The sequence below is a fragment of the Streptomyces sp. NPDC049915 genome (assembly GCF_040656475.1).
In the GTDB taxonomy this organism is placed as follows: Bacteria; Actinomycetota; Actinomycetes; order Streptomycetales; family Streptomycetaceae; genus Streptomyces.
This window is the reverse complement of record NZ_JBFAMH010000018.1, coordinates 1-19,580: the sequence shown is the minus strand read 5'-3', so window position 1 is coordinate 19,580 and position 19,580 is coordinate 1. Positions and strand designations below refer to the sequence as shown.

22 protein-coding genes are annotated in these 19,580 nt (G+C 71.2%); 18 read left to right on the top strand and 4 right to left on the bottom strand.

Annotation, left to right across the window (positions count from 1 at the left end; genetic code table 11):
* The first annotated feature begins 296 nt into the window (after positions 1-296).
* From AB0J12_RS26835 to AB0J12_RS26790, 10 genes are all read left to right on the top strand, one after another.
* On the top strand, positions 297-1,043 hold the full coding sequence (locus AB0J12_RS26835) for an ArsR family transcriptional regulator (RefSeq protein WP_363266979.1): 747 nt from the start codon (positions 297-299) through the stop codon (positions 1,041-1,043).
* Positions 1,040-2,461 carry a Fe-S cluster assembly protein SufB gene (gene sufB / locus AB0J12_RS26830; RefSeq protein ID WP_363266978.1) on the top strand — a complete coding sequence of 474 codons (1,422 nt, stop codon included), beginning with the start codon at positions 1,040-1,042 and terminating at the stop codon, positions 2,459-2,461. The genes AB0J12_RS26835 and sufB overlap by 4 nt, the downstream gene beginning before the upstream one ends.
* Positions 2,462-2,524: 63 nt before the next feature.
* The gene (sufD, locus tag AB0J12_RS26825; protein ID WP_363266977.1) at positions 2,525-3,709 is read left to right on the top strand and encodes a Fe-S cluster assembly protein SufD; all 1,185 of its coding nucleotides are present in this window, start codon (positions 2,525-2,527) and stop codon (positions 3,707-3,709) included.
* On the top strand, positions 3,706-4,023 hold the full coding sequence (locus AB0J12_RS26820; RefSeq protein WP_103784220.1) for a non-heme iron oxygenase ferredoxin subunit: 318 nt from the start codon (positions 3,706-3,708) through the stop codon (positions 4,021-4,023). The genes sufD and AB0J12_RS26820 overlap by 4 nt, the downstream gene beginning before the upstream one ends.
* 7 nt (positions 4,024-4,030) lie before the next feature.
* On the top strand, positions 4,031-4,795 hold the full coding sequence (gene sufC / locus AB0J12_RS26815; RefSeq protein WP_363266976.1) for a Fe-S cluster assembly ATPase SufC: 765 nt from the start codon (positions 4,031-4,033) through the stop codon (positions 4,793-4,795).
* Positions 4,792-6,048 (top strand): cysteine desulfurase, encoded by a 1,257-nt coding sequence (locus AB0J12_RS26810; protein WP_363266975.1) that lies wholly within the window; start codon positions 4,792-4,794, stop codon positions 6,046-6,048. The genes sufC and AB0J12_RS26810 overlap by 4 nt, the downstream gene beginning before the upstream one ends.
* Before the next feature lie 19 nt (positions 6,049-6,067).
* Positions 6,068-6,535: a Fe-S cluster assembly sulfur transfer protein SufU gene (sufU, locus tag AB0J12_RS26805; RefSeq protein WP_363266974.1), complete on the top strand. Its 468-nt coding sequence runs from the start codon at positions 6,068-6,070 to the stop codon at positions 6,533-6,535.
* On the top strand, positions 6,532-6,864 hold the full coding sequence (locus tag AB0J12_RS26800) for a metal-sulfur cluster assembly factor (protein ID WP_363266973.1): 333 nt from the start codon (positions 6,532-6,534) through the stop codon (positions 6,862-6,864). The genes sufU and AB0J12_RS26800 overlap by 4 nt, the downstream gene beginning before the upstream one ends.
* A gap of 95 nt (positions 6,865-6,959) precedes the next feature.
* Positions 6,960-7,280: a multidrug efflux SMR transporter gene (locus tag AB0J12_RS26795; protein ID WP_363266972.1), complete on the top strand. Its 321-nt coding sequence runs from the start codon at positions 6,960-6,962 to the stop codon at positions 7,278-7,280.
* Positions 7,280-7,834, top strand: a complete 555-nt coding sequence (locus AB0J12_RS26790) for a TetR family transcriptional regulator (RefSeq protein ID WP_363266971.1) — start codon at positions 7,280-7,282, stop codon at positions 7,832-7,834. The genes AB0J12_RS26795 and AB0J12_RS26790 overlap by 1 nt, the downstream gene beginning before the upstream one ends.
* Here AB0J12_RS26790 and AB0J12_RS26785 read toward each other — a convergent pair.
* Positions 7,806-8,696 (bottom strand): winged helix-turn-helix transcriptional regulator, encoded by an 891-nt coding sequence (locus tag AB0J12_RS26785; protein WP_363266970.1) that lies wholly within the window; start codon positions 8,694-8,696, stop codon positions 7,806-7,808. The genes AB0J12_RS26790 and AB0J12_RS26785 overlap by 29 nt on opposite strands.
* Before the next feature lie 96 nt (positions 8,697-8,792).
* Here AB0J12_RS26785 and AB0J12_RS26780 point away from each other — a divergent pair, with 96 nt between their 5' ends.
* Both AB0J12_RS26780 and dapD read left to right on the top strand, forming a co-directional pair.
* Entirely contained in the window at positions 8,793-10,091 is a 1,299-nt protein-coding gene (locus tag AB0J12_RS26780; protein ID WP_363266969.1) for an MFS transporter, read from the top strand.
* Positions 10,092-10,205: 114 nt separating this feature from the next.
* Positions 10,206-11,195 carry a 2,3,4,5-tetrahydropyridine-2,6-dicarboxylate N-succinyltransferase gene (gene dapD / locus AB0J12_RS26775; protein ID WP_363266968.1) on the top strand — a complete coding sequence of 330 codons (990 nt, stop codon included), beginning with the start codon at positions 10,206-10,208 and terminating at the stop codon, positions 11,193-11,195.
* A gap of 121 nt (positions 11,196-11,316) precedes the next feature.
* Here dapD and AB0J12_RS26770 read toward each other — a convergent pair whose 3' ends face one another.
* Both AB0J12_RS26770 and dapA read right to left on the bottom strand, forming a co-directional pair.
* Positions 11,317-11,781: a hypothetical protein gene (locus AB0J12_RS26770; RefSeq protein ID WP_363267090.1), complete on the bottom strand. Its 465-nt coding sequence runs from the start codon at positions 11,779-11,781 to the stop codon at positions 11,317-11,319.
* 209 nt (positions 11,782-11,990) lie between these two features.
* Positions 11,991-12,887 carry a 4-hydroxy-tetrahydrodipicolinate synthase gene (gene dapA / locus AB0J12_RS26765; RefSeq protein WP_363266966.1) on the bottom strand — a complete coding sequence of 299 codons (897 nt, stop codon included), beginning with the start codon at positions 12,885-12,887 and terminating at the stop codon, positions 11,991-11,993.
* Between the two features lie 179 nt (positions 12,888-13,066).
* Between dapA and AB0J12_RS26760 the strand changes: the two genes are divergently transcribed.
* From AB0J12_RS26760 to AB0J12_RS26740, 5 genes are all read left to right on the top strand, one after another.
* Entirely contained in the window at positions 13,067-13,201 is a 135-nt protein-coding gene (locus AB0J12_RS26760; RefSeq protein WP_363266965.1) for a hypothetical protein, read from the top strand.
* On the top strand, positions 13,198-13,881 hold the full coding sequence (locus tag AB0J12_RS26755; protein WP_363266964.1) for a hypothetical protein: 684 nt from the start codon (positions 13,198-13,200) through the stop codon (positions 13,879-13,881). Before AB0J12_RS26760 ends, AB0J12_RS26755 begins: the two co-directional genes overlap by 4 nt.
* A 143-nt stretch (positions 13,882-14,024) precedes the next feature.
* The gene (locus AB0J12_RS26750) at positions 14,025-14,441 is read left to right on the top strand and encodes a phage holin family protein (protein ID WP_363266963.1); all 417 of its coding nucleotides are present in this window, start codon (positions 14,025-14,027) and stop codon (positions 14,439-14,441) included.
* Positions 14,438-15,043, top strand: coding sequence for a DUF3618 domain-containing protein (locus AB0J12_RS26745; RefSeq protein ID WP_363266962.1), 606 nt, complete (start codon positions 14,438-14,440; stop codon positions 15,041-15,043). The genes AB0J12_RS26750 and AB0J12_RS26745 overlap by 4 nt, the downstream gene beginning before the upstream one ends.
* Before the next feature lie 166 nt (positions 15,044-15,209).
* On the top strand, positions 15,210-15,914 hold the full coding sequence (locus tag AB0J12_RS26740; protein WP_363266961.1) for a hypothetical protein: 705 nt from the start codon (positions 15,210-15,212) through the stop codon (positions 15,912-15,914).
* Positions 15,915-15,939: 25 nt separating this feature from the next.
* Here AB0J12_RS26740 and AB0J12_RS26735 read toward each other — a convergent pair whose 3' ends face one another.
* Positions 15,940-17,769: an endonuclease/exonuclease/phosphatase family protein gene (locus tag AB0J12_RS26735; protein WP_363266960.1), complete on the bottom strand. Its 1,830-nt coding sequence runs from the start codon at positions 17,767-17,769 to the stop codon at positions 15,940-15,942.
* Between the two features lie 252 nt (positions 17,770-18,021).
* Between AB0J12_RS26735 and AB0J12_RS26730 the strand changes: the two genes are divergently transcribed.
* Positions 18,022-19,446, top strand: a complete 1,425-nt coding sequence (locus tag AB0J12_RS26730; RefSeq protein WP_363266959.1) for a hypothetical protein — start codon at positions 18,022-18,024, stop codon at positions 19,444-19,446.
* Positions 19,447-19,580 lie beyond the last annotated feature (134 nt).

The window sequence follows — 19,580 nt, the reverse complement described above, 5'->3', positions numbered from 1 at the left end:
CCGGGTACCGGACTGCCGGTCGGACGGGCAGGCGCGGTTTCTCCCCGTGGGCGAAGGGCGCCACGCCCAGTGGCGTAACTGTGTGGCCGGAGTGTCCCGTGGGACAAATGGGCCGGTCGGCGGCGTTGCCGGCAAGGGTCCGCCGTCGTGCCCGCGACCTGCGCGAACGCCGGCCTTTTGATCGATCACCGACCGTTTCCGCAGGTCACATTAGGTAGGCCTAAGTGACGCAGGGCACCGCCGGCCCGTTCGGGCACCGCTTGTCACGCTCCGAGGAATTACGCAACAATGGCGTTGTGAAAAACGTCGGCGAGGCTCGGGAGACCCCCACGGGGACCCCGCAGGAGGAGTTCGCGACCGGGGAGCGCTCGACGCGCAACCGGGTCGCGCGGTCGATCCTGGACCACGGCCCGTCGACCGTCGCCGAGCTGGCCACGCGACTGGGCCTGACCCAGGCGGCCGTACGACGCCATCTGGACGCCCTCGTCACGGACGACGTGGTGGAGGCGCGCGAGCAGCGGGTGTACGGCACGCGCACGCGCGGGCGCCCCGCGAAGGTCTTCGCGCTCACCGACTGCGGCCGGGACGCCTTCGACCAGTCGTACGACAAGCTCGCCGCCGATGCCCTGCGCTGGATCGCACAGCAGGAGGGCGGCCCGGACGCCGTCGCCGCCTTCGCCCGCGCCCGGATCGCCGCGCAGGCCGGCGCCTACCGCAAGGCGGTCGAGGCCGCGCCCCCGGAGAAGCGGACCGAAGCGCTGGCCAAGGCCCTGAGCGGCGACGGGTACGCTGCTACCGCGCGGAGCGCGCCCATCGGTGAGCAGCTGTGTCAGCACCACTGCCCGGTCGCCCACGTCGCCGAGCAGTTCCCGCAGCTGTGCGAGGCCGAGACGGAATTTTTCGCCGACCTCCTCGGTACGCATGTGCAGCGGCTCGCGACGATCGCCCACGGCGACGGCGTCTGCACGACGTTCATTCCCACGAACGACCCCAAGATTTCCCCTAACGCATCTGCAAGCACGGCCGGGAGGAACCCCGCATGACTCTCCCCACGGAGACTGCCCACCCTGAGCTCGAGGGCCTGGGCAAGTACGAATACGGCTGGGCCGACCGCGACGTGGCCGGTGCGTCGGCGAAGCGTGGCCTGAACGAGGACGTCGTCCGTGACATCTCGTCCAAGAAGGACGAGCCGGAGTGGATGACGAAGCTTCGTCTCAAGGGCCTGCGGCTCTTCGAGAAGAAGCCCATGCCGAACTGGGGCTCGGACCTGTCGGGGATCGACTTCGACAACATCAAGTACTTCGTGCGCTCCACGGAGAAGCAGGCGGAGTCCTGGGAGGACCTGCCCGAGGACATCAAGAACACCTACGACAAGCTGGGCATCCCGGAGGCCGAGAAGAAGCGCCTCGTCGCCGGTGTCGCCGCCCAGTACGAGTCGGAGGTCGTCTACCACCAGATCCGCGAGGACCTGGAGGAGCAGGGCGTCATCTTCCTCGACACCGACACCGCGCTGAAGGAGCACCCGGAGCTCTTCAAGGAGTACTTCGGCACGGTGATCCCGGTCGGGGACAACAAGTTCGCGTCGCTCAACAGCGCCGTGTGGTCCGGCGGCTCCTTCATCTACGTGCCGAAGGGCGTGCACGTCGAGATCCCGCTCCAGGCCTACTTCCGGATCAACACCGAGAACATGGGCCAGTTCGAGCGGACCCTGATCATCGTCGACGAGGGCGCCTACGTGCACTACGTCGAGGGTTGTACGGCCCCGATCTACAAGTCGGACTCGCTGCACTCCGCGGTCGTCGAGATCATCGTCAAGAAGAACGCCCGCTGCCGCTACACGACCATCCAGAACTGGTCGAACAACGTCTACAACCTGGTCACCAAGCGTGCCGTGGCCTACGAGGGCGCGACCATGGAGTGGGTCGACGGCAACATCGGCTCCAAGGTGACGATGAAGTACCCGGCCGTCTACCTCATGGGCGAGCACGCCAAGGGCGAGACCCTGTCCATCGCCTTCGCGGGCGAGGGCCAGCACCAGGACGCCGGCGCCAAGATGGTCCACATGGCGCCGAACACCTCGTCCAACATCGTCTCCAAGTCGGTGGCGCGCGGTGGCGGCCGTACGTCCTACCGCGGTCTGATCGAGATCGGTGAGGGCGCCGCCGGATCGAAGTCCAACGTGCTGTGCGACGCGCTGCTCGTGGACACCATCTCCCGGTCGGACACCTACCCCTACGTCGACGTCCGCGAGGACGACGTGTCCATGGGCCACGAGGCCACCGTCTCCAAGGTCTCCGAGGACCAGCTCTTCTACCTGATGAGCCGCGGTCTCGCCGAGGACGAGGCGATGGCGATGATCGTGCGCGGCTTCGTCGAGCCGATCGCCAAGGAGCTGCCCATGGAGTACGCGCTGGAGCTCAACCGGCTGATCGAGCTGCAGATGGAAGGCGCGGTCGGCTGACCCAGCCCGCCGCCCCTGCCCATCAAGCCCTACACGTAACGGAAAGCGAGCACTACGACAGCCATGGCTGAGGCCCAGAACATCCCCGTGGGGTCGACGACCTCCGGCGCCATCGCGGTGGCCGGGGAGTCCACCGTCGCCACCCGCATGAGCGCCCCGCCCTCCTTCGACGTCGCGGACTTCCCGGTCCCGCACGGCCGTGAGGAGGAGTGGCGGTTCACCCCGCTGGAGCGCCTGCGCGGGCTGCACGACGGCACCGCCACCGCCACCGGCGACGGCGTGAAGGTCGACGTGCAGGCCCCCGAGGGCGTCATCGTCGAGACCGTCGGCCGCGACGACGCGCGGCTCGGCAAGGCCGGCACCCCGGTGGACCGCGTCGCCGCCCAGGCGTACTCCGCCTTCGAGAAGGCCTCGGTCGTGACCGTGCCGAAGGAGACCGTCCTCACCGAGCCGATCCGCATCGCGGTGCACGGCGAGGGCGGTACCGCCTACGGCCACCAGGTCATCGAGCTGGGCGCGTTCGCCGAGGCCGTCGTGGTCATCGACCACACCGGTGACGCGGTGCTCGCCGCCAATGTCGACTACCTCCTCGGTGACGGCGCCAAGCTGACCGTCGTCTCCGTGCAGGACTGGGACGACAAGGCCGTGCACGTGGCCCAGCACAACGCCCTCGTCGGCCGCGACGCCTCCTTCAAGTCGGTCGTCGTCACCTTCGGCGGCGACGTCGTCCGTCTGCACCCGCGCGTGACCTACGCCGGCCCCGGCGGCGAGGCCGAGCTGTTCGGCCTGTACTTCACCGACGCCGGCCAGCACCAGGAGCACCGCCTCCTGGTCGACCACAACGTGCCGCACTGCAAGTCCAACGCCGTCTACAAGGGCGCGCTGCAGGGCGAGCAAGCGCACGCGGTCTGGATCGGCGACGTGCTCATCGAGGCCAGGGCCGAGGGCACGGACACGTACGAGATGAACCGCAACCTGGTCCTCACCGACGGCGCCCGGGTCGACTCGGTCCCCAACCTGGAGATCGAGACCGGCGAGATCGTCGGCGCCGGCCACGCCTCCGCCACCGGCCGCTTCGACGACGAGCAGCTGTTCTACCTGATGGCCCGCGGCATCCCGGAGCACGAGGCCCGCCGCCTGGTCGTGCGCGGCTTCTTCGCCGAGCTGGTCCAGCAGATCGGCGTCGCGGACATCGAGGAGCGCCTGATCTCGAAGATCGAGCAGGAGCTGGAGGCCTCGGTCGCATGACCTTCGTACGCGCCTGTGGCGTCAGCGAGCTGGAGGAGGACACCCCGAAGCGGGTGGAACTCGACGGCACGCCCCTGTCCATCGTGCGGACCGAGGGCGAGGTCTACGCGATCCACGACATCTGCTCGCACGCGAACGTCTCCCTCTCCGAGGGCGAGGTCGACGACTGCCACATCGAGTGCTGGCTGCACGGCTCGCGCTTCGACCTGCGCTCCGGAAAGCCCGACAGTCTTCCGGCGACGCGTCCCGTCCCCGTATACCCCGTAAAGATCGAAGGGGACGACGTGCTCGTCTCCCTCTCCCAGGAGTCCTGAGGCACCCATGGCAACGCTTGAAATCCGAGACCTGCACGTCACCGTCGAGGTCGAGAACGGCACGAAGGAAATCCTCAAGGGTGTCGACCTCACCGTGAAGCAGGGCGAGACGCACGCCATCATGGGCCCCAACGGCTCGGGCAAGTCGACCCTCGCCTACTCGCTGGCGGGTCACCCGAAGTACACGATCACCGGCGGCACCGTGCTGCTCGACGGCGAGGACGTCCTGGAGATGTCCGTCGACGAGCGCGCCCGCGCCGGCCTGTTCCTGGCGATGCAGTACCCGGTCGAGGTCCCCGGCGTCTCGGTCTCCAACTTCCTTCGCACCTCCGCCACCGCCGTGCGCGGCGAGGCCCCGAAGCTGCGCACCTGGGTGAAGGAGGTCAAGGAGGCCATGGAGCGCCTCAACATGGACCCCTCCTTCGCCGAGCGCAACGTCAACGAGGGCTTCTCCGGCGGTGAGAAGAAGCGCCACGAGATCCTCCAGCTCGAGCTGCTCAAGCCGAAGGTCGCGATCCTCGACGAGACCGACTCCGGCCTGGACGTCGACGCGCTGCGGATCGTGTCCGAGGGCGTCAACCGCGTCCGTGAGACCGGCGAGGTCGGCACCCTGCTGATCACGCACTACACGCGCATCCTGCGCTACATCAAGCCCGACTTCGTGCACGTGTTCTCCGCGGGCCGCATCGTCGAGTCCGGCGGCGCCGAGCTCGCCGACAAGCTGGAGAACGAGGGCTACGAGTCGTACGTGAAGGGTGGCGCATCCGCGTGACACAGATGCCGGGCCTCCTCGACACCGAGGCGATCCGCAAGGACTTCCCGATCCTGGACCGCGTGATCCACGACGGCAAGAAGCTGGTGTACCTGGACAACGCGGCGACCTCGCAGACGCCGCGCCAGGTCCTCGACGTACTCGCCGAGTACTACGAGCAGCACAACGCCAACGTCCACCGCGGCGTGCACGTCCTCGCCGAGGAGGCCACGGCGCTCTACGAGGGCGCGCGTGACAAGGTCGCGGACTTCATCAACGCGCCCAGCCGCGACGAGGTGATCTTCACCAAGAACGCCTCCGAGTCGCTGAACCTCGTGGCGAACATGCTTGGCTGGGCCGACGAGCCCTACCGGGTGGACCACGAGACCGAGATCGTCATCACGGAGATGGAGCACCACTCCAACATCGTGCCGTGGCAGCTGCTGGCGCAGCGCACGGGCGCGAAGCTGAAGTGGTTCGGCCTCACCGACGACGGCCGCCTCGACCTGTCCAACATCGATGAGGTCATCACCGAGAAGACGAAGATCGTCTCCTTCGTGCTGGTCTCCAACATCCTGGGCACGCTCAACCCGGTCGAGGCGATCGTGCGCCGCGCCCAGGAGGTCGGCGCACTGGTGTGCATCGACGCCTCCCAGGCCGCGCCGCACATGCCGGTGGACGTGCAGGCGCTGCAGGCCGACTTCGTGGCCTTCACCGGCCACAAGATGTGCGGCCCGACCGGCATCGGTGTGCTGTGGGGCCGCCAGGAGCTGCTGGAGGACCTGCCTCCGTTCCTCGGCGGCGGCGAGATGATCGAGACCGTGTCGATGCACTCCTCGACGTACGCCCCGGCGCCGCACAAGTTCGAGGCGGGCACCCCGCCGATCGCGCAGGCGGTCGGTCTGGGCGCGGCCATCGACTACCTGAACTCGATCGGCATGGACAAGATCCTCGCCCACGAGCACGCCCTGACCGAGTACGCGGTGAAGCGGCTGGCGGACGTCCCCGACCTGCGGATCATCGGCCCCACCACGGCCGAGGACCGCGGCGCGGCGATCTCCTTCACGCTCGGTGACATACACCCGCACGACGTGGGCCAGGTCCTCGACGAGCAGGGCATCGCGGTGCGCGTCGGTCACCACTGCGCGCGCCCCGTGTGCCTGCGCTACGGAATTCCTGCGACCACGCGAGCGTCGTTCTATCTGTACTCCACGCCGGCCGAGATCGACGCTCTGGTCGACGGCCTGGAGCACGTACGGAACTTCTTCGGCTGAGGGGCGTGAATTCAAGACCGTGAAGCTGGACTCGATGTACCAGGAAGTCATCCTGGACCACTACAAGAACCCGCACGGGCGGGGCTTGCGGGACGGCGACGCCGAGGTCCACCACGTGAACCCGACGTGCGGCGACGAGATCACGCTCCGCGTGAAGTACGACGGCGGCAAGGTCGCGGACGTGTCGTACGAGGGTCAGGGCTGCTCGATCAGCCAGGCCAGCGCGTCCGTCCTGAACGAGCTGCTGGTCGGCAAGGAGCTGTCCGAGGCGCAGAGGATCCAGGAGACCTTCCTGGAGCTGATGCAGTCCAAGGGCAAGATCGAGCCCGACGACGCGATGGAGGACATCCTGGAGGACGCGGTCGCGTTCGCCGGGGTGTCCAAGTACCCGGCCCGGGTCAAGTGCGCCCTCCTCAGCTGGATGGCGTGGAAGGACGCGACGGCCCAGGCACTGGGTGGCGCCGACGCCGAAAGGAAGACGGCATGAGCGAGACCGCTGAGATGAAGCCGGCCTCGGAGGAGGAACTCCGCGAGGCGCTGTACGACGTCGTCGACCCCGAGCTGGGCATCGACGTCGTCAACCTCGGCCTGATCTACGGCATCCACATCGACGACGCGAACATCGCGACGATCGACATGACCCTGACGTCGGCGGCCTGCCCGCTGACCGATGTCATCGAGGACCAGGCGAAGTCCGCCACGGACGGCCTGGTCAACGAGCTGCGCATCAACTGGGTCTGGATGCCGCCGTGGGGGCCCGACAAGATCACCGACGAGGGCCGCGACCAGCTGCGGGCGCTCGGCTTCAACGTCTGACGGTCACCGGCCGCGGAAGGGCGACACCCTCGGGGTGTCGCCCTTTTCCGTGTCCGCTCTCGTGCCGCCGCACCCCGTTGTGTACGGTCGTACACATGGGATACCTCACGCTCGTCGCCGCCATCGCCGCCGAGGTGGCCGCGACCACGGCCCTGAAGTACAGCGACGGCTTCAGCAGACTGTGGCCCTCCGTGCTGACCGCGGTGGGGTACGTCCTCTCCTTCGTCCTGCTCGCCCAGACCCTGAAGTCGGTGTCGGTCGGCACCGCCTACGCGATCTGGTCGGGGCTCGGCACCGCGAGCATCGCGGTGATCGGGCTCGTCTTCTTCGGAGAGGCACTGGGCGCGGCGAAGATTGCCGGGATCGTGCTGATCATCCTGGGCGTGGCCGTGCTCAATCTCGGAGGCGCCCGCTGATGGCCCGGCGGTACGACCCCGAACGCCGGCAGCGGATCATCGACGCGGCTCTCAGGGTCGTGGCCGACAAGGGGCTGGCCGGGCTGAGCCACCGCAGCGTCGCCGCCGAGGCGGACGTACCGCTCGGCTCCACGACCTACCACTTCGCCGGCCTCGACGAGCTGATGGTGGCCGCGCTGCGGCAGTCGACGGAGGGCTTCGGCAGGCTGCTGGCGGCGCGCGGCGGACTGACGGACGCCCGCACCGACCTGGCCGGCGAGCTGGCGGCCCTGCTCGGCACCTGGCTGGCCGGCGAGCGCTCCGGTGTCGAGCTGGAGTACGAGCTCTACCTCGCCGCCCTGCGCCGGCCCGCCCTGCGCCCGGTCGCCGCCGAGTGGGTGGGAAGCCTCGTCGAGCTGCTCGCCCGCCGTGCCGACGAGGTCACGGCGCGGGCGCTGGTGGCACTGATGGACGGCATATGCCTGCAGGTGCTGCTGACGGACGCGGTGTACGACGAGCGCTACGCCCGCGAGATCCTGGCGCGCGTCATTCCCGGGGGCCCTGCGGCCCCCTGACGGCCGCCAGCGCGGCCTCCACGCTGCCCGCGATGTCGCTCACCGGGTACTGGACGTGCCGGACGACCCGCTCCCGGTCCACCACCAGCGTCAGCCGCTTGAGCCGGCTCGCGCCCGCCGCGCGGAACGTCGGCAGGCGCAGCGCGGTGACCAGATCCAGGTCGGCGTCCGACAGCAGGCGCTGGCCCAGCCGCTCCTTCTCGGCGAACGCCCGTTGTTCGTCCGGGCGCTGGACGGACACGCCGTACACCGTGGCGCCGGCGGCGGTGAAGTCGGCGAGCCGGTCGCGGTAGGTGCAGGACTCCAGGGTGCAGCCGGGTGCACCGGGGATCCGCGACCAGCCCGGCGGATAGGCGTCCGCGCGGGCGTAGGCGCCGGGGAAGCAGTACAGGACCGTGAACGCGGTGTCCGCGGCGACCGGGTCGCGGGGTGCGCCGGTGTCGTCGGGCAGGGTCAGCTCGGGGACGTGCGTGCCGAGGAGTTCGTGCACCCGCCGGGCCTCGGCCGACGCGTCGGCCGCCGTGGCCGAGGTGGTGCCGTCCCCCAGCACCCAGGCGTCGCCCCAGTCCTGCAGGGCGACCAGCACCGGCAGCAGGGCGCGGCCGCGCGGGGTGAGCCGGTACTCGTGGCGCACCGGGCGCTCCTGATAGGGGACGCGGGCGAGGACGTCCGCCTCCACGAGCAGCCGCAGCCGCTCGGTGAGCACCTTGCGGGACATGCCCAGCTCTCGCTGGAGCTCGTCGAAGCGGTGCACGCCGCGGGCGGTGTCCCGCACGATCAGCAGCGTCCACCAGTCGCCGACCACGTCCAGCGCCTGGGCGATGGCGCAGGTGGAATCCTCCAGGCTCGTTCTGCGGGCCATGTCCCTCCACCTCTTCGTCCCCCGGTCGTCGTTGACCCGAGGCTGCCATGCTGACATAGTCAGTTCCCAAAAGAAACTTAATCGGGGGGTGGGGCGGTGCGAGGCCTGAGGGACGTTCCGCGCACGGTGTGGCTGCTGGCCGGCGGGACCTTCGCGAACATGACCGTGAGCGTGACCTTCGCCTACCTCTTCCTCTACCTGACCGGCCCGCGCGGCCTCGGCCCCGGCCAGGCGGGCCTGCTCGCAGGCGCCGGCGGATCGGGCCTGCTCGCCGGCAACTTCACGGGCGGCTGGTTCGGGGACCGGTTCGGCCACCGCCCGGCCCTCCTCGCCTCCGCCGCCACGGGCGGGCTGCTGCTGGCCGCCGTACCCGTGCTCCCGACGCCCGCGCTGTACGCAGCCCTGCCGCTCGCCCAGTACGCGGCCGGGGTGCAGCGCGCCGCGAGTTCCGCGCTGGTCGCGGTGATCGTGCCGGAGGGGGCGCGACGGCAGGCGTTCGCGGTGATGCGGGCGGCGGGCAACGGAGGTTTCACCGTGGGCCCGCTGCTCGGCGCGCTGGTCGCCACCCGGTTGTCGTACGACTGGCTCTACGTCGCCGACGGACTCGGCAGTGTGGGGCTGGCCTGCTGGACGGCACGGGTGATTCCGAAGGGTGTGAGTGTGCGCGGGCGTGCGGGGACGGCGACCCGCAACGCGGCCACCCGGGAGGGCCGTCGGGTGACGCAGGCCGCCGGGGAGGGTCTGTGGGCGGCACTGCGGGCGCGCCCGGCCGTCCTGGTGCTGCTCGGGGCGATCATGGTCGTGGACGTCGTCTACCGGCAGCAGTACACGACCCTCCCCGTCCACCTCGCCGACCACGGCGTGGACACCGGCGTCTACGGCGCCCTGCTCGCCGTCAACGGCGGGGTGCTGCTCTGCCTCGAACTGCCCGCCGCGCTCGCCCTGCGCCGCCGCTCACCGCTGCCGGTCGTGGCGACGGGCCTGCTGCTGGTGGCGGCGGGCTACGGCGCGCTGCTCGGGGGCACGGGAACCGGCACCGCGGTGGTGATGATGGTCCTGCTGACCCTCGGGGAGCTGCTCTACAAGACCCCCGCCACGGCCTACGTCGCCGACCGCGCCCCGGCGCACCTCCAGGGCCGCTTCCAGTCCCTGTACGCCGGGGCGTCCATCACGGGGGTGGTCCTGGCCGCCCCGCTCGGTGGCGCGCTGTACCAGGCGGCACCGGGGTGGCTGTGGCCGCTGTGCGCGAGCGCCGCCGCGGTGGCCGCGTGCGCGGTGGCGGCCGGGGGACGACTGGAGCGGGGCCGCGTGGACGAAGCCCGTCGGGCGCGGGCGCGGGAGGCGGCCGCCGGGGCGCCGGTCGGCGCGGGCCGGCGCCGTGGCCCCTTGCTGTGAGCGGGCGCGCCGACGGTCCGGTGGCAGGGAGTGCGGACCCCTCCCACCGCCCGCCACCTGAGACGACGGCCCGCTGGTTGGCCACCGCGGCCCCCGGCCGGTTAGGTTGCCCTCATGACCGACTCGACTGCTTCTCGCACCACCGGCGCCGTCGCCGCCGGCCTTGCCACCATCGCCGCCGACGGCACCGTTCTCGACACCTGGTTCCCCGCGCCCGAGCTGGTCGAGCAGCCCGGCCCCGCCGGCACCGAGCGGCTGGGCGCCGAGCAGGCCGCGCAGCTGCTGGGCGGCGGCGCGACCGCGGCGATCGGCCCGGACGCCCGCCGGGGCGTCGAGGTGGTCGCGGTCCGAACGGTCATCGCCTCCCTGGACGAGAAGCCGATCGACGCGCACGACGTCTACCTGCGCCTGCACCTGCTCTCGCACCGCCTGGTCAAGCCGCACGGCCAGAGCCTGGACGGCATCTTCGGCCACCTCGCCAACGTCGCCTGGACCTCGCTCGGCCCGGTCGCCGTGGACGACGTCGAGAAGGTGCGCCTCAACGCCCGCGCCGAGGGCCTGCACCTCCAGGTCACCTCGATCGACAAGTTCCCGCGCATGACGGACTACGTCGCCCCCAAGGGCGTGCGCATCGCCGACGCCGACCGGGTCCGCCTCGGCGCGCACCTCGCCGAGGGCACCACGGTCATGCACGAGGGCTTCGTCAACTTCAACGCCGGCACGCTCGGCACCTCGATGGTCGAGGGCCGTATCTCCGCCGGTGTCGTGGTCGGCGACGGCTCGGACATCGGCGGCGGCGCCTCCACCATGGGCACGCTGTCCGGCGGCGGCAACGTGATCATCTCCATCGGCGAGCGCTGCCTGATCGGCGCCGAGGCCGGCGTCGGCATCGCGCTGGGCGACGAGTGCGTGGTCGAGGCGGGCCTCTACGTCACCGCCGGCACCCGCGTCACCATGCCCGACGGCCAGATCGTCAAGGCCCGCGAACTGAACGGCGCGTCCAACATCCTCTTCCGCCGCAACTCGGTCACCGGCGCGGTCGAGGCCCGCCCGAACAACGCGGTCTGGGGCGGCCTGAACGACATTCTGCACAGCCACAACTGACCACCGGCGGCCGGGTTCTGAGGCCGTCATCAGCGTCCTGATACCTGACGAAGCCCACGGCTGCGACCTTGCTCGGATGCCGTGGGCTTCGGGTTCGGCGCAGCAGTCCGCGTGAGCGACCTCAAAGGTGCTGTTTCGCTGAGCCGACGAGTTGGCTGATGTCGTCGCGTGTCCGCACTCTCCACTCGTCCAGCTCGGCCCTGTTGTCCGCCTTGGCCAGCTTCGTGACGTCCGTCAGGACGTCTTCCGCGGTCTGACTCAGCCGTCCGTCGTCCGTCAGCATCTGCAGCCGGAAGAGGGCCTCCTGGGTGCTGGAGCGCAGGTCGTAGGCGCGGATACGCACCGCGTCGGGATCCTCCGGTGGTGGCTGTTCGTGCTCACAGAACCAGAGATGGACCATGCAGCGGCGGTAGTTGACCAATGCGCCGGCATAGGCGGAGTAGGCATCGAGTCGTTCCTGCCGAAGCTTCTCGCGGCGAGCGAACTGATGGCTCCTGTCCGTGGTGCGTTGCTGGAACGCCAGGGTGATCCCCGATCCGAGCAGGGCTCCGACAACGGCTATGGCGCTGGCGATGATGGACTCCACCATGCAAGCTGATCACGCTTCGCCGCCCTTGACGGGCTGTTGGCTCAACTTCGCCGCCAGGCCGGCGATGCTTTCGGCACCTCCCTGACGCGGAGCGCCCGGTAAGCGCGGAAGTCTTCCGTCTGGAGGTGGGCGTAATGGGCCCAGCAGCCGCCGGGGATTTCGGGGACCGTCGCAGTCCTCTCGGCAGGGGAACCCTACGGAAGGTGTCAGGCGGTGACGAGGTGGTCGTACGTCGCCCGCAGGGCCGCCGTCGTCTCCGTGTCCGCCGGGCGCAGTGGTGGGCGGACCGGGCCCGCCGGGAGGGCGGTCAGCAGGGCCTTGGCCGTGACCGTGCCGGGGAGGCCCGCGGACATCATGCGGTCGATCAGGGGCGTCAGGCCGTGCTGGAGCCGGGTCGGCAGGGCCGTGTCGCCCCTGTCGAAGGCGTCCAGGACCGCGCGGATGTGGCGGGGGGCCACGTTCGCCACCGTGCTGACGCAGCCCGCCGCGCCCACCGCGTACAGCGCGAGGTTGTGCTCGTCGCAGCCGGCGTAGTACGCCAGGTCCGTCGCGGCGAGGACCTTCTGGGTGCCGAGGAAGTCGTAGGAGCAGTCCTTCACCGCGACGATCCGGGGATGCTCGGCGAGGCGCAGCAGCGTCTCCGGTGCGATGCGGGTGCCGGTGCGGCCCGGGATGTCGTACAGCATCACCGGCAGGGCGGTCGCGTCCGCCACCTCCAGGAAGTGGGCCTCGATCGCGTCCTGGGGCGGTCGGCTGTAGTACGGCGTGACCAGCAGGATGCCGTCCGCGCCCGCCTTCTCCGCGTCCAGCGCCAGGGCGACGGTGTGCCGGGTGTCCGCGGTGCCGACCCCGGCGACGACCGGCACCCGCTCGCCCACCGCCTCGCGCACCGCGCGGATCAGCTCCGCCTTCTCCGCGTCGCTCGTCGTCGGTGACTCGCCCGTCGTTCCGGAGAGCACCAGGCCCTCGCAGCCCTCCGCCACCAGATGCGCGGCCAGCCGCCGCGCGCCGGCCACGTCGAGGGCGCCCTCCTCGGTGAAGGGCGTGATCATCGCGCACAGGGCGCGGCCGAAGGGCGGGACGGAGGAGGGTGCGTAGGTCATGGGAGAAGTGTCGGCAGCCCGATCGTGAAGCTCCACTTAAATTTGCTACGAGGTATGGGTAAGAGGTGCTGCGGTATGGCGGCCATGGACGCCCGACAATCGCCCTATGTCCAAGTCGGCCCCTCATGCGTCACCATGGCTGTCAGAACGGTCATGCACCCACCGCTCATGGAGGCGTCATGAAGCTCGGCAAGGCACTGGCCACCGGCGTCGCGGAGGAAGAGCCGCAGATCCGCGACGAGGACCCCGAACCCACCCAGGAGATCACGGACGTGGAGGTCTCCGTGCCCGAAGAGGTGCCCGCCGCCCGATGAGGCTGCGGCTCCCGCAGGAGCGCCCGTCCGAGCCGCCGACCGGATACAAGATCGCCCACCCGGTGCTCTCCCAGGACGGCACCCGGGCCGGCTTCACCGGAGTATCGCTCGGCGGGGCGCTCCCGTACGGCGTCCTGGCCGAGGCGTCCTGCGTCTACGGCCGCCGGCACCGGCCGCCCGCCCGGCTGTGCGACTGCGGCTTCCACAGCGTGCACGAGCGCGCCGACGCCGAGGCCCTGCTCAGCACCGCCGAGCACCGGGACGCCGTGCTGCTCCGGGTGTCGGTCCTGGGCGCCTACATCCGCTTCGAGCGTGGCTTCCGCAGCGCCCGCCAGCGGGTGCGTACGGCGACCGTCGGACCGTGCGCCTGCGGCGCCCCCGGCGTGGGGCTGGCCGACGCCGGCTGGGGCCGGCCCGGGTGGCGCGCGCTCGTCCCGTCCTGCGCGGGCTGTGTGCGGGCGCGTACGTCCCTGTCGCTCGCCGCCTTCGCCCGGCTGGCCGGGGAGGGGCTGCGGGTGGTGGCCGCGGCCGGCGGGGAGATCCGTCAGGAGTCCGGAGAGAGCCTCGACGTGCCCGAACTCGTCGCCGAGGCAGCCCTGTTGCAGGCCCGGCTCGACTGGTTCCAGACCCAGCTGGCCCGGCTCGGAGACCGGGGTACCGGGAGCGCGCCGCAGGGGTAGCGGCGACCGCACAGCCCGGGCCCCGCGGGTTGCCGGGAGCGGTGTCCTGCGGCCCGTCTAGTGACGGCCGGTCAGGGTACCCGGGAGTCTCCGTGACCGAGAGGAGGCGGAACACCGTGACCGGGACCTTGGACACTCGGCCCGTGCACGACAAGCGCCGGGCCCCGCACGACACCGCACACCACTCCGTCGGCGAGCTCGTCGCGCAGGCCACCGAACAGCTCTCCCGCCTGGTACGGCAGGAGATCGGCCTGGCCAAGCAGGAGCTGGCCGAGAAGGGCCGACGCGCCGGACGCGGCGGCGGACTGCTGGGCGGCGCCGGGGCCTTCGCCTACGCCGGGCTGCTCGCCGCCGCGGGCACGGCGATCGCCGCGCTGTCGCTGGCACTGCCCGTGTGGGCCGCCGCGCTGATCGTGACGGCGCTGCTGTTCGCGGTCGCCGGCCTGCTGGCCGCCGCCGGCCGTGCTCAGCTGCGCCGTGCGGCGCCGCCCGCGCCTCAGGAGGCGCTCGGCAGTGTGAGGGCCGATGTCGAGGAGATCAGGGAAAGGGCGCATCGATGACGGACGCGAGGAACGGCTCCACCGGCAAGGCCGCCGGGGGAGCCAAGGGCCCCGACGAGCTGCGGCAGCAGATCGCCGAGACACGCAACCGGCTCGGGGCCACGGTCGAGGAGCTGGCCGCGAAGGCGGACGTGAAGGGGCGGGCCCGGGCCCGCGCCGCCGATCTGCGGGACAAGGCCGGCGCCATGACGGTCCAGCTGCGCAGCAGCGCCGCACAGGCCGGGCACGCGGTACAGGACAAGGCGTCCCACGTCGGGCACGCGGTCCAGGGCAAGGCGTCACACGTCGGCCACACGGTCCAGGAGCGGGCCTCCCACATGGGCCATGCCGTCCAGGAGCGGGCCTCCCACGCGGGCCATACCGTCCAGGAGCGGGCCTCCCACGTGGGCCACACCGTGCACGACCGGGCCTCCCACGCCGGGCACGCCGTACAGGAGCGGACGGCCCACGGCCGGCACAGCGCCGAGCGGCAGCTCCCGCAGCCGGTGCAGATCGTCGTAGTGACCGGACGGCGCCATCCGGGACTGGCCTGGGCCACCCTTGCGGTACTGACCGCGGCCGGGGCCTGGCAGGCCTGGCGGGCGTACCGGCACATGAAGTAGCCGAGGAACAAGTAGCCGAAGAACAAGCAGTGACGGGTCGCGGCCCGGGCCGGTGGACGTCCGGCCCGGGCCGTGGCGCGTCCGTCCCGACGGGGTTGACCTCAACAGGGCTTGAGGTTGGAAGGTGATCTCCGCACGCATCCGCTGCCGATCACCGGAGGTCGTCATGACCCGTCGTACCGATGCCCACCCCGTTCTCACCGACCCGCGCGCCCGCGCGCCTTTCTTCAGTACCTGGCGGGTCGGCACGCCCGAGCGGCAGCAGCTGACCGTGGAGGCGATCGCGCGCACCTGGGAGCGGCAGCCCTGGCCCACCGGCGACCTGCTGAGCTACCACGTCTACACCGGCCGCGACGGGTCCACGCTGATGCACCACTCGCAGTGGGCGAGCGAGCAGGCGTACGAGGCGTTCGTGCGCACCCGGCGCCAGGAGCGGGTGGACGAGATCGACACGGCCGTGCCGGGCATCGAGCGGGTGGGGCTCGACCGCTACCGGCATCACCGCAGCCGTGAACGCGCGGTCGGCGACACGCGCGTGCCCGGCCTGATCGTGGCCGTGCGGATCGACTTCGAGCCGGCCGCGGCCGAGGAGCGGCGCCACTGGATCGACCTGGTCCTCAAGGCGCTCGACGACGACCCGGTCGGCCACCGAGGCCTGATCTCCGCCCACTTCCACCTCAGCACGGACGGCGGCCACGTCCTCAACTACGCCGAGTGGGAGAGCGAGCGCGCCTACGACGAGGTGCTGGCGGCCCCCGGCGAGGGCATCGGCGCGCCCACCGAGCAGTGGGAGCGCGTGCGGACATACCCGGCCGTCACGGGGTTCACCCCCGCCCGCTACGAGCACGCCCTCGGTCTCCTCCCCTCCTGACCGGGGAGGAGACCGGTGCCCGTCCCTACGGGTGGAAGCGCAGCACCTGCGGGTCGTGGTCGCTGATCTGGTCGTGGAACTCCGAGTTCAGGTGGACGCTGTCGTACTCGAAGTCGCAGCCGCGCCGGATCGCCGGGCTGATCAGGATCTGGTCCAGCACCTGGGCGTTGCCCTGGTAGTCGTACGTGTACCGCTCGCTCCTGGGCAGCGACTTGATCGCCGACCACAGCTCGCCGTCGCCCTCGAGGATCTTCGCGGTGTCGGAGAACTCGAAGTCGTTGAGGTCGCCGAGCGCGATGACGTCCGCGTTCTTCTGCACCGCGAGCAGGCTCTTGACGAAGGTGTTGACCTCCGCCGCCTGCTGGTGGCGCTGCGTCTCGGAGCTGCGCACCGGCGGCTGGTACTGGGAGGTCAGCCCCTGGTCGCCGCCCTTGGAGTTGAAGTGGTTGGCGATCACGAACACCGTGCGGCCGCGGAAGACGAACTCACCGGCCAGCGGCTTGCGGCTGGACTTCCAGGCGTCGGACGTCGGGTCGATCCGGCCGGGGGAGACGGTCAGCGCCGCCTTGCCGTGCTCGCGGGTCACGCCTACGGCGGTGGTCGCGTCGCCGCCGGGGCGGTCGGTGAACGACACCCGCTCGGGGTTGAACAGGAACACCTGGCGGATGTTGCCGCCGGGCTCACCGCCGTCGGTGTCGTTGGCCGGGTCGACGGAGCGCCAGTCGTAGCGCGGGCCGCCGGCGGCGACGATCGCGTCGATCAGCTTGGTCACCGTCACGTCCGCGGCGGTCGTGCCGTCGTCCTTGGCGCCGTTGTTGTCCTGGATCTCCTCCAGGGACACGATGTCGGGCGAGGCGAGGTTGTTCACGATCGCGGAGGCGTGCGCGGCGAAGGTGCCGTCCGACGGGTCGAGGTTCTCCACGTTGTAGGTGGCGACGGCCAGTTCGCCGTTGTGCTGCTTCCGCGTGGTCTCGCGCTCCAGGCCACCGCTCTGCAGTGTGCCGAGGCTGCTCGCGACGAGGGTGTAGCCGCCGAACTGGTTGTAGTCGAGCGGGCCGGTGGTGGCGCCCGTGAGGGTGTCGCCGACGTTCGCGACGGGGAACGCCGCCGTCGAGCCCAGGGACTGGATCTGCAGGCGGCCGGTGTTCTGGGAGTCGTAGGAGCCGTAGACCGTGCCGCCACGGCGAGCGGCGTGCTCGTCCGGCTTCACCGTCACCCACAGCTCGGCGTACGGGTCGCTCGCGCCGACCACACGGGCGTCGGCGACCTGGACGTTCATGCCCTCGAGGGACTCGTAGCGGTCCAGGGCGTACTGCGCGGGCCGCAGCACCAGGCCGTTGACCGAGTTGCCCGCGGCGCCGTCCCCGGCGGGCGCGTACGCGTCCGGGACGGAGTCGGCGTCCACGACCACGGGGGCCGGGACCGCGTTGCCGCCGGAGACGACGGTCACCGCCGGCTTGGTGATCTCCGTGATCGACTGGTTGCCGGAGGAGGTGCCGCCGGGAACGTACTCCGAGACCGTGCCGGACACCTTCACCGCGTCGCCGACGGCCACACCCTTGGGCGTGGAGCTGGTGAAGACGAAGACGCCCTCGCTGGTCGCGGGGTTGTCGTCCTGGTCGGGGTCCTGGATCCAGAAGCCCTTGGACGAGCCGTAGGTGCGTATGCCCGTGATGATTCCGGCCACATCCGTGACCTTCTGGCCCGCGTAGGGGGAGGTCCGGGTCGTGCCCTGGATGTCGTGGATGCGCACCGAGTCCGCGTGCGCGGTGGAGCTGAGGACGACGGTGGACGCCGCGGAGCACACGGCGGCGACGGTGAGCGCGGCGAGACGCGCGGACGACTTGCTCGGCAAGGGATTCCCTCCGGGGACGTGAATGCAGCGCCGGGACGAGGGTGGTGCAGGGTCGGCGCGTGACGCGCGTAGAAGCGAGTGAACGGTCGTTCCCTTCTTTCTACGCGCGTCAATTTCCAGCCTGGCCGGGGTAGTTGTCAAGGTTTCGGCCATGTACGGGCGGCGGCGGGGAGATGAACCGGGCGGCATGGGTCGAAACCCGTCTAGGCTGAACGGGCAGAGAGGCACAACGCGTCCTAGGAGAACCAGCCCATGTCAGACAGCTCCCCCCTGCCCCCGGTGCGGCTGAGCTCGGAAGCGGAGCTGGCGCGGGACGCCCTGTCCACGCCGCTGCTCGCCCGGGCCGCGAAAGTCGCCCGCTGGGCCGGGCCCGACACCCGTGTGGACGCCGGGGGCGGCCTGCCGGAGGAGCAGCTGTCGGGTGCCGCCGAGGCGCTCGGGCTGACCGGGGACGACGCGGCGGCGTACGCGAGCGAGGCCTGGCGGGTCGCCGTGGACACCGGGCTCGTGGAGATCACCGACGAGGAGGCCGGCACCGTGGCCGCCGGCCCGGACCTGGCGCTGCTCACCGGTTCGCCGCAGGAGGTGCTCGGCCTCTGGCTCGGCGCCCTGGAGACGGTCATCGCGGACGCGAGCGTGCCCGACCTCGACGACCTGGTCGACGCGCTCGGTGAGGGCGGGGAGGTCGACTTCTCGCAGCTGGACTGGGACCCCGAGGCGGAGGCCGCGTTCCTCGACGGCGTCCTCGGCAATCTCTACCTGCTCACCGTGACCGAGGACGGCCCCGGCGACGGGCCGGTGCCGCTGCCCGCGCTCGCCGCGTCGATGATCGTGCCCGGTGACATGGGCGAGCCCACCAACGACATGCTGGAGCAGGTCTCGGACGCGATGATGCGCCTCGACGACCAGTTCCGGCTGCTGGAGCCGGTCGGGCTGGTCGACTACCAGCCGGTCGACGAGGCCCTGATGGCGGACGCGGACGAGGAGCCCGCCGCGCCCGTCGACGACACCGACGTCGCCCGCTACGGCATGGTCCGGCTCACCCCGCTCGGCCTGTACGGGCTGCGGGCGCGGCTGCTGGAGGCCGGGTTCACGGCGCCGGCCGTCGGCGACCTCACCGACAAGGGCGCCGACGCGCTGCTGGACGGCACCGCCCACTACGGCCCCCGGGCCGCCCGCGCGGAGACCGAGCAGTGGCTGGTCCGGCGCCAACCCCTCATCGCCGCACGGGAGTTGCTCGCCGCCGCCCGCGGCAGTGACGCCGGCGCACCGCTGCGGCGGCTGCGCTGCCAGGAGGCGCTGTCCCTCGTCGGTACGGCCGCCGAGCCGGCCCTGCGCGAGGTGCTGGACGACGCCGAACTGGGCGGACTGGCCCGGGTCTGGCTCACCGAGCACGGCGCGCAGGACGTGCCCCCGCCCTCCCCGGACCTGATCTTCTGGCTGACCATCGACACCGTGGCCGCCCAGCTCGCCGCCGAGGGCAACTCCGAGGAACTCCAGGGCCTGGTGGAGGGGTTGGCCGCCCAGCACGACGGCTTCTTCGCCACGGCCTGGCGCGTCGACCACCCCGCCACCGCCGACGTACTGGAGGCGATGGGGCGGCTGCACCCCGACAAGAAGGTGGCCAAGGAGGCGCGGAAGGCCGCCTTCAAGGCACGGTCGGCGCACGGAGGCTGAGCGCCCGCCCGCACCGCACGACGGGCCCCCGCCGCTGGGCCTTCAGTTCTAGCGGTCCTCGCAACACTGCCTGGATCAGGTGGTGAGTAGATCACGCAGACGCTCGGCTGGTGTATCCCAGCCGAGCGTCTTGC